The organism is Prodigiosinella aquatilis (assembly GCA_030388725.1).
GTDB lineage: Bacteria > Pseudomonadota > Gammaproteobacteria > Enterobacterales > Enterobacteriaceae > Prodigiosinella > Prodigiosinella aquatilis.
The window spans coordinates 4,489,346-4,506,083 of the sequence record CP128857.1 but is presented as its reverse complement, the minus strand read 5'-3'; the positions used below and the strand labels follow the sequence as shown (position 1 = coordinate 4,506,083).

At 53.7% G+C, this 16,738-nt stretch carries 15 protein-coding genes; 11 read left to right on the top strand and 4 right to left on the bottom strand.

Annotated features, from left to right (window positions below; genetic code table 11):
• Positions 1–10: 10 nt before the first annotated feature.
• The 8 genes from PCO85_21015 to astE all read left to right on the top strand — a co-directional run bounded on the left by PCO85_21015 (position 11) and on the right by astE (position 9,325).
• Entirely contained in the window at positions 11–865 is an 855-nt protein-coding gene (locus PCO85_21015; GenBank protein WJV53596.1) for a polysaccharide deacetylase, read from the top strand.
• Positions 858–1,736: a polysaccharide deacetylase gene (locus PCO85_21010; GenBank protein ID WJV53595.1), complete on the top strand. Its 879-nt coding sequence runs from the start codon at positions 858–860 to the stop codon at positions 1,734–1,736. Before PCO85_21015 ends, PCO85_21010 begins: the two co-directional genes overlap by 8 nt.
• Positions 1,733–3,094 carry an MmgE/PrpD family protein gene (locus PCO85_21005; protein ID WJV53594.1) on the top strand — a complete coding sequence of 454 codons (1,362 nt, stop codon included), beginning with the start codon at positions 1,733–1,735 and terminating at the stop codon, positions 3,092–3,094. The genes PCO85_21010 and PCO85_21005 overlap by 4 nt, the downstream gene beginning before the upstream one ends.
• 100 nt (positions 3,095–3,194) lie before the next feature.
• Entirely contained in the window at positions 3,195–4,409 is a 1,215-nt protein-coding gene (locus PCO85_21000) for an aspartate aminotransferase family protein (protein WJV53593.1), read from the top strand.
• 25 nt (positions 4,410–4,434) lie between these two features.
• Positions 4,435–5,472 carry an arginine N-succinyltransferase gene (gene astA, locus PCO85_20995; GenBank protein WJV53592.1) on the top strand — a complete coding sequence of 346 codons (1,038 nt, stop codon included), beginning with the start codon at positions 4,435–4,437 and terminating at the stop codon, positions 5,470–5,472.
• Entirely contained in the window at positions 5,472–6,947 is a 1,476-nt protein-coding gene (gene astD, locus PCO85_20990; protein ID WJV53591.1) for a succinylglutamate-semialdehyde dehydrogenase, read from the top strand. Before astA ends, astD begins: the two co-directional genes overlap by 1 nt.
• 30 nt (positions 6,948–6,977) lie before the next feature.
• On the top strand, positions 6,978–8,315 hold the full coding sequence (astB, locus tag PCO85_20985) for an N-succinylarginine dihydrolase (protein WJV53590.1): 1,338 nt from the start codon (positions 6,978–6,980) through the stop codon (positions 8,313–8,315).
• A gap of 5 nt (positions 8,316–8,320) precedes the next feature.
• Entirely contained in the window at positions 8,321–9,325 is a 1,005-nt protein-coding gene (astE, locus tag PCO85_20980) for a succinylglutamate desuccinylase (protein ID WJV53589.1), read from the top strand.
• Positions 9,326–9,345: 20 nt separating this feature from the next.
• Here astE and PCO85_20975 read toward each other — a convergent pair whose 3' ends face one another.
• The 3 genes from PCO85_20975 to PCO85_20965 all read right to left on the bottom strand — a co-directional run bounded on the left by PCO85_20975 (position 9,346) and on the right by PCO85_20965 (position 11,575).
• Positions 9,346–10,215 (bottom strand): phosphoribulokinase, encoded by an 870-nt coding sequence (locus PCO85_20975; GenBank protein WJV53588.1) that lies wholly within the window; start codon positions 10,213–10,215, stop codon positions 9,346–9,348.
• A 129-nt stretch (positions 10,216–10,344) separates the two neighbouring features.
• On the bottom strand, positions 10,345–10,581 hold the full coding sequence (locus PCO85_20970; protein ID WJV53587.1) for a YheU family protein: 237 nt from the start codon (positions 10,579–10,581) through the stop codon (positions 10,345–10,347).
• Between the two features lies 1 nt (position 10,582).
• On the bottom strand, positions 10,583–11,575 hold the full coding sequence (locus PCO85_20965; protein ID WJV53586.1) for a hydrolase: 993 nt from the start codon (positions 11,573–11,575) through the stop codon (positions 10,583–10,585).
• Between the two features lie 81 nt (positions 11,576–11,656).
• Here PCO85_20965 and PCO85_20960 point away from each other — a divergent pair, with 81 nt between their 5' ends.
• On the top strand, positions 11,657–12,262 hold the full coding sequence (locus tag PCO85_20960) for a LysE family translocator (protein WJV53585.1): 606 nt from the start codon (positions 11,657–11,659) through the stop codon (positions 12,260–12,262).
• 43 nt (positions 12,263–12,305) lie between these two features.
• Here the strand turns inward: PCO85_20960 and PCO85_20955 are convergent, their stop codons facing one another.
• Positions 12,306–14,243, bottom strand: a complete 1,938-nt coding sequence (locus PCO85_20955) for an ABC transporter ATP-binding protein (protein WJV53584.1) — start codon at positions 14,241–14,243, stop codon at positions 12,306–12,308.
• 124 nt (positions 14,244–14,367) lie between these two features.
• Between PCO85_20955 and kefG the strand changes: the two genes are divergently transcribed.
• Together kefG and kefB are read left to right on the top strand one after the other, a co-directional pair.
• Positions 14,368–14,922, top strand: a complete 555-nt coding sequence (gene kefG / locus PCO85_20950) for a glutathione-regulated potassium-efflux system ancillary protein KefG (protein WJV56163.1) — start codon at positions 14,368–14,370, stop codon at positions 14,920–14,922.
• Between the two features lies 1 nt (position 14,923).
• Positions 14,924–16,729: a glutathione-regulated potassium-efflux system protein KefB gene (gene kefB / locus PCO85_20945; protein ID WJV53583.1), complete on the top strand. Its 1,806-nt coding sequence runs from the start codon at positions 14,924–14,926 to the stop codon at positions 16,727–16,729.
• Positions 16,730–16,738: the final 9 nt, after the last annotated feature.

Below are 16,738 nucleotides of genomic sequence, written 5' to 3'. Positions count from 1 at the left end.
GGAGTCAGTCATGATAAATACACGGGATAACTGCCCACGCTGGCCGGAAGGTAAAAAGGGCTGTATGGCGCTGGCGTTTGATCTTGATGGTCCAACCGGCGATGCCATGCTTGACGGCTCTATCTGGCAAAAACCGGAATACTTTACCTTCGGCGGCTATGGTCCGTTTCGGGCGTTGGGACGCATTCTCGATCTGTTGGAGCAATTCACCATCCCGGCCACATTTTTTGTGCCTGCCTGGGTGGTGGAAAACTGGCCTTCACAGTGCGTCGCCATTGTCGAGCGAGGTCATGAAGTCGCCTATCACGGTTATCGACATGAGTCGTTTTATGCTTTGTCAGCTGAAGAACAGCGGCAAGTGATGCAGGTTTCCCGTGATATTTTCTGGCGTTACCTCGGCATTCGTGCCGAGGGTTTTCGCACCCCGTCTGGGGACTGGCATGCGCAAACCACGGCGGTTTTGCTGGATGCGGATGTCATTTATTCCAGTAGTATGCGCGGCGATGATCGCCCCTATCTGATTCCGGTGCCGGGCAAAACGCGGCCACTGGTGGAAATCCCTGGTCGTTGGGAGATGGATGACTACTCCTCGCTGGCCTATACCCGTGCGCCGGATTTTCCCGCCGGGCTTGACCGGACCGCCAGTTATGCCCTGACACTGGATAACTGGCAGCGTGAATACGATGGAGCCATGAATGAAGGGCTGTGCCTGACGACGCTGTTCCACCCTAAAATCAGCGGGAAACCAGGACGTATTTTGTTGCTGGAGCAGTTTTTAGCTCACATGCGTCAGCGTGATGATGTCTGGTTTGCGCGTTGCCGCGATGTCGCGCACTGGTTTTTACAGGAGCCATGTCATGATTAATCAATCCTGCTGGCCGGAGGGCCAGAAGTGTGCGGTGGTGATCACCATCGACTATCACGATGTTCATGGCATTCTCACTCAGACACCGGCGGTCGCCGGGCGGGAGAAAACCCTGTCGGTATGGCGTTATGGCACCACCCGAGGTGTCGATCGTTTACTGGCGTTGCTGGCAGCCAAACAGGTGCCGGCAACCTGGTGTTTGCCCGCCATTGTGGCGCAGGAGAATCCCGAAACCTTTAGCCGTATCGTGCAGTCTGGTCATGAAATAGCCTGTTCGGGACTCCGCCATCAGAATTTCGACAATCTGACGTTGGCTGAGCAGATTGATAGCCTGCGTCAGGGATGCGACGTGCTGGAAGCGCTGAGCGGCGTGCGCCCGGTCGGCTTTCGAGTGCCCGCCGGACAATGGACGGATGGTTTTAGCCAGGCGATGCAGCGGGAAGGCATACGTTGGTCCTCTTCCCTGCGCGGTGATGACTTGCCCTATTTTCACGCCGATGCACCCGTGGTGGAGCTTCCGCTGCACTACGAACTGGAAGATGAACCCTACTTTGCCTTTAACCTCAGTCCTGCCGTTCCACCGGGTCAATCCCGGATTGCGTCTTACTCCCATACGCTGGATAACATGAAGATGGATTTCAGCGGATTCTACCGTTTTGGGTTGTGCTATGTGCTGCGTTTGCATCCGGAAATCATGGGCACTGCCGGTCGCATTGGTGTGTTGGCTGAGTTACTTGATTTTATCACCGGACATGATGGTGTCTGGCTGGCGACCGCCGGTGAGATTGCCAATGAATGGCGGCAACAGCCAGCGAATGTTCCCGAGCATCCAGTGATGGTTTATCACCGTTATACGCATGGGGATGCATGATGCGTTCTGCCCAAATGCAGTTAGCGCGGTTTATTCATGACACTCGCTTTAGTGATATTCCTCCCGCATTGGTAGAGCGCTGTAAACGCCATATCCTTGATACCTTGGGTGCCGCGCTGGCCGGGGTGGACAGCGATGTCTGGCAAACGACTTTTCATATTGTCGAGGCCGACGGTGCCGCGCCTCTCGCGCAAGTATGGGGCAGTACACGCAGAACCAGTACGCGTAACGCGGCGCTGCTTAATGGTATCGCGGCGCATATGTATGAGCTGGATGATACCGGTGGCTGCGACCACTCCGGTGCGGTGGTGGTGCCGGCGGCACTGGCGGTATTGCCGTTGTGCTCCCAACCGGTATCCGGCCAGCAACTCATCACGGCGGTGATGCTGGGTTATGACGTCGGGCGTCGAGTGCTGGAAGCCTGCGGCGGGTACTCTGCCCACAATGGTAAAGGGTGGCATTCTACCGCGACCTGTGGGGTATTTGGTGCCGCTGCCGCCGTCGCTTATCTGTTACAACTGACGCCAGCGCAAACCAGTGCGGCACTGGGGATTGCCGGAAGTTTCAGCGGTGGGTTGTGGGCATTTATTCACGATGGTTCTCAAAGCAAGAAATTACACGCTGGACGTGCTGCGGAAGGCGGCGTGCTGGCAGCTCAGTTGGCTGCTGGCCAGGTGAGTGGACCACAGAAACTGTTTGATGATGTCTGGGGCGGTTTCCTCGCCACGTTGGCGGGACAGGATGCACAGCCGGAAGCGCTGACGGACGGGTTGGGTGATGTCTGGAAATTGGCGCGTTGCTCTATCAAGCCTTACGCTTCTTGTCGTGGAGTCCATTCCGCGATTGACGCTGTTGGGATACTAATGACCAGCATGGACATCAGCATGAACGATGTGGCCAGTATTGATGTCAGCCTCAGCCGGTTCCTGCATGGCATGTGCGGCGGCTGTGATCTGGACAGTTTGGCGGCAGCGCAGATGAGCCTGCCTTATGCGTTGGCGGCGCGATTGGTTCATGGTCATGCCGGGTTGTCGGCTTACAGCGTGGATAAACGGAACGATCCGGATATTCAACGCTTGTTGTCGCGCATCACCCTGCATATTGACGATCAACAGGATGACGACAGCGAGCCATTATTAACCCTGACGACATACCGCGGCGCACGTCAGCAACACCGGGTCGGGATTCCGCTTGGCGCGCCAACCAACCCGCTGAGTGATGCGGATTTGCTGGCGAAATTCGCCACGCTGGCTACACGGGTGGTATCGGAACAGCAAGCGCAGTCAGTGATTAGCTTCTGTCTGGCGCTGGAACAGGAAACTGATTGCCGTATGTTGACATCATTACTGTCGTGCTGAGTCATCTGGAATGGTTTGCCCGATTGGCACATGAATCGGCTTTCACTTAACTGCGGTAGCGCTGTTACTGGCCACCTGTCGTTCGTATAATGAGGTTACTATGGAACACGCTCTTCCCGTTAGCCGTCACGATTTTGATGAAAGAATGATCCCGTTGTATGCGCCTGCCGATTTCATTCCGGTACGCGGAGAAGGCTCACACCTGTGGGATCAACAGGGCAAAGAGTATATCGATTTCGCTGGTGGTATTGCGGTGAATGCGTTGGGCCACGCCCATCCGGCAGTGGTTGCTGCCCTGACTGAACAGGCTGGCATGTTGTGGCATGTTGGCAACGGTTATACCAATGAACCGGTATTGCGTCTGGCGAAGCAGTTAATTGACGCCACATTTGCTGAAAAGGTCTTTTTCTGTAATTCAGGTGCGGAAGCCAATGAAGCGGCGCTGAAACTGGCGCGTAAATATGCTCTGGATACCGTCGGGCATGAAAAGAATCAGATCGTGGCGTTTAACAATGCTTTCCACGGTCGCACGTTGTTCACCGTCTCTGCTGGCGGACAGCCGAAATATTCACAGGATTTTGCGCCATTGCCCACCGGTATTGTCCATACTGATTTCAATGATCTGGCTGCGGCGGCAAGCGTTATCAACGATAAGACCTGTGCCGTGATTGTCGAGCCGATTCAAGGGGAAGGGGGCGTGGTGCCCGCCGATACGGTGTTCCTGCAAGGGTTGCGTGAATTGTGCGATCGCCATCAGGCGCTGTTGATTTTTGATGAAGTGCAGACCGGCGTCGGCAGAACCGGGGATCTGTATGCCTATATGCAATACGGCGTCATTCCCGATGTGTTGACCACGGCGAAAGCGTTGGGTTGTGGTTTCCCGATTGGCGCCATGATCACGACCAATCGGCTGGCCGCCGCATTTTCCGTCGGTACGCATGGTACTACTTATGGTGGTAATCCGCTGGCTACCGCCGTCGCGGGGACGGTATTCGAACTGATACGATCGCCGGTGCTATTGGCGGGGGTGAAGCAGCGTCATCAATGGTTTATAGATGAGCTGGCGAGTATTAATACACAATATCCGGTGTTCGCCGACATACGGGGCCGTGGATTGCTGATCGGTTGTGAGTTGTTACCGGCGTTCGCTGGAAAAGCCAAAGCGATCACTCAACTGGCCAATGAGGAGGGGGTGATTGCCCTGATTGCCGGTCCGGATGTGGTACGCTTCACCCCGTCACTGATTATTCCAGAAGCGGATGTGCGTGAAGGGTTAGCGCGCTTTACACGGGCTATCGCGAAGATTTACGGCTGAAACTGAGCCTGAGAGGTGGGTAATTATGATGATAATCCGTCCGGTTGAGCAGAGCGATCTCCCTGATTTACTGGTACTGGCGGGTAAATCCGGCGTCGGTCTGACATCGTTGCCGAAAAATGAACAGACGCTGGCAACACGGATAGCGCGGACAATCTGTACTCGCCAGGGGGAAGTCCCCCCAGGCGAGCAGGGATACTGGTTTGTGCTGGAAGATACCGTTACGGGACGGGTTGTTGGCGTCAGTGCGCTGGAGGTAGCCGTTGGCTTATCTGAACCCTGGTACAGTTTCCGACTGGGAACGCTGGTGCACGCATCCAAAGCGCTCGGGGTGTATAAGTCAATGCAGACCCTCACGCTGGTACACGACTATACCGGAAGCAGCGAGCTGTGTACCCTGTTTCTCGATCCTGACTATCGTCATGGATCGAATGGTAAGTTACTGTCTAAAGTGCGCTTTTTGTTTATTGCCGCGTTTCGCGAGCATTTCTCACGAAAACTTTTCGCCGAAATGCGAGGTTACTCGGATGAAAACGGTAACTCACCCTTTTGGGACAGTGTTGGTAATCATTTTTTCTCTATTGATTTTGCCAAAGCCGATTACCTGAGTGGAACCGGACAAAAAGCCTTTATTGCCGAATTGATGCCCAAGCATCCACTGTATGTCGATTTGCTGGCACCCGGTGCCCGTGAAGCCATCGGCAGCGTTCACCCCCACACCATGCCCGCGCGTACGGTGCTGGAGTCAGAAGGGCTGCGCTATAACGGATATGTGGATATTTTTGACGGTGGCCCTACGTTGGATGCCGAGATTGACGATTTGCGTGCAGTACGGCACAGCAGATTACTGCCGATTGTGATAATGGATCATCCTTGTGCGGTGCCTCATCTACCGCAGTGTCTGGTGGCTAATGATAATTATCACCACTACCGTGCTCTCTTGGTTCATGCAGATCCTATGAGTGACCAGCTACCGCTTTCTTTAGATGCTGCCCGTGCTTTGGGTGTCGTATCAGGCGATCAGATACGGCTACTTCCTCTCATACCTCAGGAGAAGTTCTAGTGTCTCATCCCGCGCTGTTTATCAAGGGTATCTGGCGGCATGGCCGCGGCCCGGAATTTACCAAAACGGATCCTGTCGATAATCAATTGTTGTGGAAAGCGGCCGCCGCTGACCATGATGATGTCGAAGAAGCCTGTGACGCAGCCCGCGCCGCGTTTCCCGCCTGGGCCCGTACAACACTGAATGAACGTATCGCCGTGATTCGTGGTTTTGCCCAATTGTTGGAACAGCATAAACCGGTATTGGCTTCCATCATCAGCCGTGAAACCAGCAAACCTCGCTGGGAAACCCTGACTGAAGTGCAGGCGATGATCGGCAAAATCGAGATCTCCATTCAGGCTTATCAGCAACGAACCGGTGAGCACTACACGCCGATGACGGTGGGAACCTCTTCTTTACGTCATCGACCGCACGGTGTGCTGGCGGTTTTCGGACCTTACAATTTCCCCGGACATTTGCCGAACGGCCATATCGTTCCGGCACTGTTGGCGGGTAACTGTGTGGTGTTCAAACCGAGTGAGTTAACGCCCGCCACGGCGGAAGAGACAGTCAGGCTGTGGCAACAGGCTGGATTACCGGACGGTGTTTTGAACCTGGTGACTGGCGGTCGTTCAACGGGAGAAGCGTTGAGCGCACATCCCGGTATTGATGGTCTGCTGTTTACCGGCAGTGCCAATACGGGTTATCACCTGCACCGCCAATTGGCCGGACAGCCGGAGAAAATTCTGGCGCTGGAAATGGGGGGAAATAATGCGCTGATTGTCGATGATGTGACAGAGATTGATGCAGCCGTCAATCTGGTTATTCAGTCGGCATTTATTTCCGCCGGACAGCGTTGCACCTGTGCTCGTCGTCTGTTGGTGAAGCGCGGCGATGCTGGTGATGTGTTGTTACGGCGTTTGGTGACAGTAGCGCAGGGGTTACGTGTGGGACGCTGGGATGCGGAACCCCAACCCTTTATGGGGGGGGTGATTTCCGCGGCAGCGGCGACAAACCTGCTGAATGCCCAGCAGCAACTGCTGGCGTTGGGGGCGACACCGTTGCTGATGATGACACAGCTTGAACCGGGTAGTGCATTGCTCAGCCCCGGCATTCTCGAGATCACCAATGTGCAGGCAGCGCCAGATGAAGAGTATTTCGGCCCCTTGCTGAGTGTCATTCGTTATGACGATTTTGATGAAGCGCTGCATATCGCCAATCAGACCCGCTACGGTCTGGCGGTGGGATTGATATCATCCCGGCGCGAGTTGTTTGATCGTCTGCTGCTGGAGGCCCGTGCGGGTATTGTCAACTGGAACAAGCCGTTGACCGGCGCATCCAGCGCCGCGCCGTTTGGCGGTATCGGTGCTTCCGGTAACCATCGAGCCAGCGCATTCTATGCGGCCGATTATTGTGCCTGGCCAATGGCATCGCTGGAAGTCGATACCCTGACGTTACCGGCCGCGTTGTCTCCTGGGGTGTCATTTGATCTGTGATGAATGCCGTGCCTGGTGTGGGGAAACACAATGTCTTATGAAGTGAATTTTGATGGTCTGGTGGGGTTGACTCATCACTATGCCGGTTTGTCGTTTGGCAATGAAGCCTCGACGTTACATCAGAACAGCGTATCCAATCCCCGATTGGCGGCCAAACAAGGATTGCTGAAAATGAAATCGCTGGCGGATCTCGGCTTCCGGCAAGCGGTGCTGCCCCCGCAGGAGCGGCCTCATATACCGATGTTGCGCCGGCTGGGATTCAGCGGCAGTGATGCGACGGTACTGGCGCAGGCGATGCGCCAGGCTCCTCGTTTGTTGTCGGCGTTAAGCTCGGCCTCATCAATGTGGACGGCCAATGCGGCGACAGTATCACCGTCGTCAGACAGTGCCGATGGCCGGGTTCATTTCACGGCAGCCAATCTGAACAATAAATTTCATCGGGCGATCGAAGCCGAAACGACATCAGCGGTGTTGCGGGCTATTTTTAGCAATGAGCGCCATTTTGTGCATCATAACGCCCTGCCGCAGGTTGCACTGTTTGGTGATGAAGGCGCCGCCAACCATAACCGTCTGGGCGGTGCATATGGGCGACGTAGTGTGCAGGTGTTTGTCTATGGTCAGCATGTCTACGGCAATGTGGCCGGGCCGCAGCGTTACCCGGCGCGGCAGACACGAGAAGCCAGTGAGGCGATAGCCCGTCTACATCAGCTTGATGAAAACCACACGGTATTTATACAACAGAACCCGGCAGTGATTGATAAAGGCGTCTTTCATAACGATGTGATTGCGGTCAGTAACCAACAGGTATTGTTTCACCATCAGCAGGCGTTTTTGAATCAGGCCCAGGCGCTGGACGAAATTCGCCGCAAAATGGCCACGCTTGACGAAGAGTTGATCGCTATTGAAGTACCGGAAGCCAGTGTCTCGGTTGAAGATGCGGTGGCAACTTACCTGTTTAACAGCCAGCTCCTGACCCGGCAAGATGGCAAGATGACGCTGGTGGTACCGGAAGAGTCCCGCCAGCATGTCGGGGTATGGCGTTATTTGTCTGAACGGGTGAGCCGTGGTGGCCCGATTGACGAAATCAAGGTTTTCGATTTGCGTGAGAGTATGCGTAATGGTGGCGGACCGGCCTGTCTTCGCTTGCGGGTGGTATTGAATGAACAGGAACTGCAAGCCGTCAATCCGCAGGTCATCATGAACGATAACCTGTTTAACCGCTTAAATGACTGGGTGGAGCGTTACTACCGTGACCAGTTGACGCAGAATGATCTGGCGGATCCTCTGCTGCTGAGCGAAGGACGGGAAGCGCTGGATGCGTTGACGGTGATCCTGGGGCTGGGATCTATCTATCCTTTTCAGCGTTAGGAGTGATGCGCGTGAATTTTCTGTCATTGACTTTGCAGGGAGAGTCGCCAGTCATCAAACAGGGGGAAACCTCGACACTATGCTGGCAATGGCTGGCGGAAGGCATCCTGGCGCTGTGGCCGAAAGCCGTCTATCGACAGGCGGTGGTATTGTCGGCAGGATTACATGGCAATGAAACGGCACCGGTTGAGATGCTCAATCAATTGGTTACTGAACTGTTGAGCGGGCAACGTCCGCTGGCCGTTCGTCTGCTGGTGATTTTCGGCAACATTCCGGCGTTGCAGGCCGGGAAGCGTTATCTGCACACCGATATCAACCGTATGTTTGGCGGTCGTTATCGCCAGTTTGCCGCCAGCGGCGAAACCGCACGTGCCCGGCAACTGGAGCAACTGGTCACGGCGTTCTTTGCCGCCGATGTGCCTGATTCCGGCGTGGCCCGCTATCATTATGATTTGCATACGGCTATCCGGGACTCGGTTCTGCCGCGCTTTGGTTTGCTGCCGTTTCAGTCACACCCTTATGACGCGACGCTGCTTGCCTGGCTGGATGCGGCGGATTTAGACGCGCTGGTGTTCCACCGTGCACCGGGCGGAACGTTCAGTCACTTCAGTAGCGAGTGCTGTCAGGCGGCCAGTTGTACGCTTGAGCTGGGAAAAGCCCGCCCGTTTGGCGCCAATGATCTGCGGCATTTTGCCGACATTAACCGTATGTTGCAGGCGTTTATCTCGGGAGATACGCGACCGGTGCGCCGCCAGACCGCCATGCGTCTGTTCCGTGTGGTGCATACCATTATCAAACACAGCGAGGTATTCCGGCTGAATTTGTCTGACGATACGCCCAATTTTACCTGCTTGACCCAAGGGATGTTGTTGGCAGAGCAACCCGGTGAAATCTACCGGGTTCAGCATGAGCAAGAGTGGGTTTTATTTCCCAATCCTCAGGTGGCGACGGGCATGCGAGCCGGGTTACTGCTGACAGAAACCACCCCGGAAGCGTTATCGATGCTGTGAGTAACCGTGGCGGCCCGGTATTATTTGATGGTTTTGCCTTCCAGCAACCGTTGCACCAATGGCCCCATGATCAGTTCCATCGCCAGTCCCATCTTGCCGCCGGGTACCACCAGTGTATTGATGTGGGAAATAAACGACCCTTGCAGCATGGCCAGCAGATAAGGGTAATCAATGTCGTCCATACACTGAAAGTGAATGACCACAAAGCTTTCATCCAGCGACGGGATGGCTTTTGCCGCAAAAGGGTTGGACGTATCCACCGTCGGTACACGCTGGAAGTTGATATGGGTGCGGGAAAATTGTGGCGTAATGTAGGTGATGTAGTCTTCCATTGAACGCACCACAGAGTCCATCACCGCCTCGCGGGAATGACCACGTTCATTCACATCGCGAACCAGTTTCTGAATCCATTCCAGGTTGACAATTGGCACTACACCCACCAGTAAATCGACATGACGGGCCACATTATGCTGTTGCGTGACTATGCCACCATGCAGCCCTTCATAGAACAGCACATCGGTAGGTTCCGGCATCGGTTCCCAGGGGGTAAATGTTCCCGGCACCTGATTGTAAGGAATGGCTTCATCGTAAGTATGCAGATATTTACGGGTTTTTCCGGTGCCGTGCTGCCCATATTCAGTGAACGATTTCTCAAGCAGACAGAAATCGTTGGCCTCCGGGCCAAAGTAGCTGATATGCCGCCCTAAATCTCGTGTTTTACGGATTTCCATGTCCATTTCCGGACGGGTGTAACGGTGGAAGCTGTCCCCTTCAACCTGAGCAGCGCGGATTTTCAACTGCTGGAAAATCTTGCGAAAAGCTAGACTGGTGGTGGTGGTTCCGGCGCCACTGGAGCCGGTTACAGCGATAATCGGGTGTTGGTGCGACATGATGCTGAAACTCCGTTATGGGGGTATGCATCGGTACGGTTACTGAAAACCGTCACTGCGGTTAGATAACCCCATTGTTACCATGTTTATCTGGGGGTTACATCCCTTTTCACGTTTTTTGCTACTGATTCAATATTCGTGAAGATCACTCGCGGTAAGCTGACTGCGGGGCATCACATTGATGGTTTCATGCAGTTCGGACCACACCAGTACCGCTTCGCCATGTTCCAGTTGCCGACGTACATCAGCCACTTTTTGCTCCAGTGTGCGCTCATGCTCTCCATAATCAGTGCCTTCACGCAGCACAAAAGATTCGATCAGATTTTCCAGTGTTTCCGGGTCCAGTTGTTGCCAGGGAATAATCACATTATTGGTCCAAAAACGGAGTGAGCCAGTCCGGAATGCGCTGTTCCAGCCACATTTCGGGGTTAAGTAACGAGCCACCAACAAAGCCGACATGGCCGCCGTGATCTGTTAGCTGATACTCAATATTCGGCGGTAATAATGCCAGGTCGGGGATCACGTCTTGTGTCATGAACGGATCATCTTTGGCCTGAATGATCAGTAACGGTTTACAAATCTGCGGTAACAGCGGCATTGCACTGCACCGTTGGTAATAGTCTGCCGCATTCAGAAAGCCATGAATACGGGCGGTGATCAGATCGTCGAACTCGCGTAGCCGTCGTATTTTTTTCAATTGTGGCAAAAGAATGGGCAATGTATCAGGATAAGCGGCGATTTTACGGCTGGCATTCTGTTTTAGCAGGTGTACCAGATAGTGTTGATAAATCCGTGAAAATCCCTGATCGATACGCTGGCTACAAGGTGCCAGCATCAGCGGTGCCGAGACAATAACCGCCGCAGCCAGGCTGCATTGTGCTCCCTGTTGACCCAGCAGATAAGCCAGCATATTTCCCCCCAGCGACACGCCGACGGCGGCCGTTGGCGCCTCACCCAGCGTTTCATGCATCCAGCGTAGCAAATAGCTGGCGTCTTCGGTTTCACCTGAATGATAAATGCGCTTCATGCGGTTGGGTTTGCCGCTGCAACCGCGAAAGTGCATCACCATCGCCAGCCAGCCGCGCCGTTGACAGGCGGCCAGTAATCCATGGGCATAAGGACTGTGGAAACTGCCTTCAAGACCGTGAAACAGTACCACCCGGGGTTTATGTTTTGCTGATAGTGGATCTTCGCTCCAGGCCAGATCGACAAAATCGCCATCCGGCATATCCAGCGTCTGCCAGACGGGTTTTAACCGGAGGTGACGACGGATCAGTTGTGGCAGCAGCGTTTGCAGATGTGGATTGTGCATCCCTGACATGGGATGAAAAGTCTGACTGGTCAATGGTTCAATATTCATAGTAAAAGACTTGTCTGGGCCATATCACGCTGCTAGGTTGATTATCTTGTCAATTCGTCTGGTATAAGGCATCCCGATTTCATGGCGCATTTTAGCCTTTTCCTTTCCATGCTTGGTTTTCTGTGGGTTGCAGCCATTACCCCAGGCCCTAATAATATGCTACTGACGGCGTCTGCCGCCAATTTTGGTTTTATACGTTCGCTACCACTGATGCTCGGGATCATGATCGGCATGCAGAGTGTGTTGTTATTGGCCGCGCTGGGTCTGGGGAGCTTGTTGTTGATTTATCCTCCGTTACACCTGGCGTTGAAAGTCCTCGGCAGTGCCTACCTGCTGTGGTTGTCATGGAAGATTGCCACCGCAGCCTATGAACAACTGGATACGGATACTGCACCGCCGCATCCTATGCCGATGTATCAGGGGGGACTACTGCAATTTTTGAACCCCAAGGCTTGGCTGATGTCACTGGGTGCGGTGGCCGGATTCAGTCTGGCAGGGGAAGGGTATATCGGCTCGGTGGTCGGCATCAGTATTGCGTTGGTCACGGTTAATGCGGTAGCGGGGGCCATCTGGTTGGTGTTTGGCTCGGTAATCGGCCAGATGTTGCGCAGCCCGACTGCCTGGAAGATATTCAATCTTGGTATGGGGTTACTGACTGCCGCCTGTGTGCTGATGATTTGGCATTAAACCGGGATACCTGCCCTCGCAGATATCCCGAAATCCCAGCGGATTAACTTTGACTATCAAAAGAGTGGGGACTATCAAAAGATTGGGTTAATTGCTCCAACTGTTCCTGCGCGTCCAGCCAGGCCATCTCGGTTGTTTCAAGCTCGTTTTTCACCGCCGTTTGCTTTTGCAGGCACTCGGTAAGTTCAGCTTTACGACTGTTGTCATAAAGCTCGCTGTCGGCAAGACGGGACTCCACTGCTGCGAGTGCACTGTTCAATTTTTCCATCTGCTGTTCGAGCTGAGCGATCTGTTTGCGCAATGGCTGGGTCTGTGTACGCAGTTCTGCTTCCCGTCGTTTTTGCTCTTTACGTGCCTGAGCATTATTGGTGGCGTTCGCTTTCAGACCGTCGTCAGCCGAAGTGTCCTGTTTTTGCATACCCAGCAACCACTGTTGATAATCTTCCAGATCGCCATCAAATGGCTCAACTTTGCGGTCATGTACCAGATAAAGATCGTCAGTAGTGGATCGGATCAGATGGCGATCATGAGAAACCACCACCAAGGCACCTTCAAAATCGATCAACGCTTCGGTTAATGCTTGACGCATATCCAAGTCCAGATGGTTGGTCGGTTCGTCGAGCAGCAGCAGATTAGGCCGTTGCCAGACGATTAACGCCAGCACCAGACGTGCTTTTTCTCCGCCGGAAAAACGTTCCGTCGCTTCCGTCACTTTATCGCCGCGGAAATCAAATCCACCGAGATAATCGCGTAACTGTTGTTCCGTTTCACGCGCAGCCAGACGGGTGAGATGCTGTAATGGGGATTCATCTGCCCGCAGAAATTCCAATTGATGCTGCGCGAAATAACCCAGCTTCACACCTTTTGCCAGCCCGATATCCCCATGAAGCGGCTGTAGTTCGCCTGCCAGCAGCTTAATCAGCGTTGATTTACCGGCACCGTTGTGGCCCAGTAGACCAATACGCGAACCTGGCACCAGATTCAGTTTGATCGATTCAAGAATTAGCTTGTCACCGTAGCCTGCGCTGACTTTTTCCATGCGCAGCAATGGGTTGGGCAAAGCTTCCGGTGGGCGGAAACTGAAGCGGAAAGGATTATCCACGTGAGCCGGGGCAATCAATTCCATACGTTCCAGCATTTTGATACGGCTCTGTGCCTGTTTGGCTTTGGTGGCCTGAGCGCGAAAACGGTCAATATAGTGTTGCAGGTGAGAGACCTGTTCCTGCTGGTGTTCATACATCGACTGCTGTTGTGCCAGTTTCGTCGCCCGCTGCCGCTCGAAAGAGGAGTAGTTGCCGGTGTATTCATACAGCGTTTCCTGCTCAATATGCAGGATTTTGTTCACGACGGGATCGAGAAAGTCCCGGTCATGTGAGATCAGCATCAACGTGCCGGAATAATTTTTTAACCACTTTTCCAGCCAGATAACCGCATCCAGATCCAGGTGGTTGGTGGGTTCATCCAGCAGCAGCAGATCGGAGCGACAAATCAGCGCCTGCGCCAGATTCAACCGCATCCGCCAGCCCCCGGAAAACGCACTTACCGGCTGTTGTAACTGATCCTGGGTAAATCCAAGACCGTTTAACAGACTGGCGGTACGGGACTGAATCGACCAGGCTTGAATGGCATCCAGCTTGCCGTGCAAAGTAGCGATGGCGTTGCCGTCATTCTTTTCATTGGCTTCATTCAGCGCCGCTTCCAACTGGCGGAATTCCCGATCACCGTCCATCACGTACTCGATGGCGGGACGCTCCAATGCTGGTGTTTCCTGATTCACCCAGGCTAGCGCCCAGTTTTGCGGAAAGGTCGCATTACCACCATCGGCGCTGATTTCACTTTTCAGCAGTGCGAGTAATGTCGATTTACCACACCCATTTTTACCCACCAGACCCACTTTCTGGCCCGGATTCACGGTAGCGGTTGCATTATCCAGCAGTACCCGCGTACCACGTCTAATTTGTAAGGAGGAGAAAACAATCATAACGCGCCAAATAGTTAGAATATGTTAAATTATGGATCTTGGTTCAGGACTGTTGTGTCCTGCTTGTCACCGCTGCGCTGCATGGTAGCGGAAAATACCCACTATGACGACGTTTTGGAGGGGAATGATGTCGCAGCCACCGAAGATTTTGCTGCTGTTTGCCCATCCGGAATCACAGGACTCAGTAGCGAATAAGCTACTATTGGAGTCGGCCCAGTATCTGGGGCATGTCACCGTGCATGATCTTTACGCACACTATCCTGACTTTTTCATTGATATTCACCATGAACAACAGCTGTTACGTGAACATCAGATCATTGTGTTTCAGCATCCACTCTACACTTATAGTTGTCCGGCGTTATTGAAAGAGTGGCAGGATCGCGTGTTGTGCCGCGGTTTTGCCAATGGTATTGGCGGTAATGCGCTGGCCGGAAAATATTGGCGCTCGGTGGTAACCACCGGTGAACCGCTGGAAGCATACCAACCCGGTGGGAGCAATCGTTTTTATATGTCTGACGTATTACGGCCGTTCGAAATGACAGCGGCAATGTGTCATATGCGTTGGATGGAACCGATGGTTATTTACTGGGCGCGGCGTCTGCCGCGCCACGTATTGCTCAGTCATGCCCGGTTGTATGAAAAATGGCTGAGTTCACCGCTGACTACCGGAGAGCAGTAGCATGGAAAGTTCCTCCGTATTAAGTGCTAGCGTATTGTTTCTGTTTGTTGCGGTATTGATGGTGCCTATCGCCGCCCGGATGGGGATTGGTGCGGTGCTGGGTTATCTTATCGCTGGTATCGCCATCGGCCCGTGGGGATTGGGTTTTATCCGTGGTGTGGATGCCATCCTGCATTTTTCCGAGCTTGGCGTGGTGTTTCTGATGTTTATCATTGGACTGGAGCTAAATCCGGCCAAACTCTGGAAGCTGCGTCGTTCTATTTTTGGTATCGGTGCCGCGCAAGTGTTGCTCAGTGCGGCCATTCTCGGCGGCGCACTGTATTTAAGCGCATTTCCCTGGAAGTCCGCGCTGATTGGCGGTATTGGTCTGGCGATGTCATCCACGGCAATCGCTTTGCAACTGATGCGAGAAAAAGCCATGAATCGCAATGAATCCGGGCAACTCGGGTTTTCTGTGTTGTTGTTTCAGGATCTGGCGGTGATCCCGGTGTTGGCATTGATTCCGCTCCTGGCGGGAGTGCAGAGCGAGATCGGGAATTGGAATCAGGTCGGGATGAAAGTCGTGGCGTTTGCGGGCATGTTGATCGGTGGCCGCTATTTGATCAGGCCGTTATTCCGCTTTATTGCGGCTTCCGGTGTCAGAGAAGTGTTTACTGCGGCAGCACTGTTGCTGGTGCTCGGCTCTGCGCTGTTTATGGAGGCGCTCGGGCTATCGATGGCGTTGGGGACATTTATCGCCGGCGTGCTGCTGGCTGAAAGCGAATACCGACATGAGCTGGAAAGCGCTATTGAACCATTTAAAGGGTTGTTGCTCGGTCTGTTTTTTATTTCAGTGGGGATGTCACTCAATCTGGGGGTGCTCTACGACCATATCATCGACGTATTAATCGGTGTGGTGGTTCTGGTGGCAGTAAAAACGCTGGTGCTCTATCTCCTGGCCCGGATTCATGGGCTGCGATCCTCGGAACGGTTGCAGTTTGCCGGTGTTCTCAGTCAAGGCGGCGAGTTCGCTTTTGTGCTGTTTTCTGCCGCGGCGGCTCACCAGATGTTTAAAGGCAATCAGTTACCGCTGCTATTGGTGACGGTAACACTGTCGATGATGCTGACACCTTTATTGATGCAGTTGATAGACCGTATTCTGGTGCGTCGCTTTAATGTGCGTGACGAGCCGGATGAAAAACCCTATGTGGACGATGACGAACCGCAAGTGATTGTCGTGGGATTCGGGCGTTTCGGGCAGGTGATCGGCCGTTTGCTGATGGCCAACAAAATGCGAATCACGGTGCTGGAGCGCGATATCAGTGCAGTGAGTCTGATGAGATCGTTTGGTTATAAAGTGTACTATGGCGATGCTGCCGATCTGGAGCTGCTGCGTGCCGCCGGTGCAGGGAAGGCGCAATCCATCGTGATTACCTGTAACGGGCCGGAAGATACGATGGCAATTGTGAACCTATGTCAGCAGCATTTTCCTGACCTGGAAATACTGGCCCGTGCCCGTGGCCGAGTGGAAGCACATGAATTAATGCAGGCCGGCGTGACACAATTCTCCCGTGAAACATTTTCCAGCGCGCTGGAACTGGGTAGGAAAACGCTTATTACATTGGGTATGCATCCACATCAGGCTCTTCGGGCGCAGCAGCATTTCCGGCGGCTGGATATGCGAATGTTGCGGGAATTGATGCCACAGCGCCAGGGGGATGTAGCTCAGGCATCTCGTATTAAGGAAGCACGTCGTGAACTGGAGGATATCTTCCACCGTGAAATGCAACGTGAACGTCGACGCCCCGATGACTGGAACGAGTTTTGATCAAGGTTG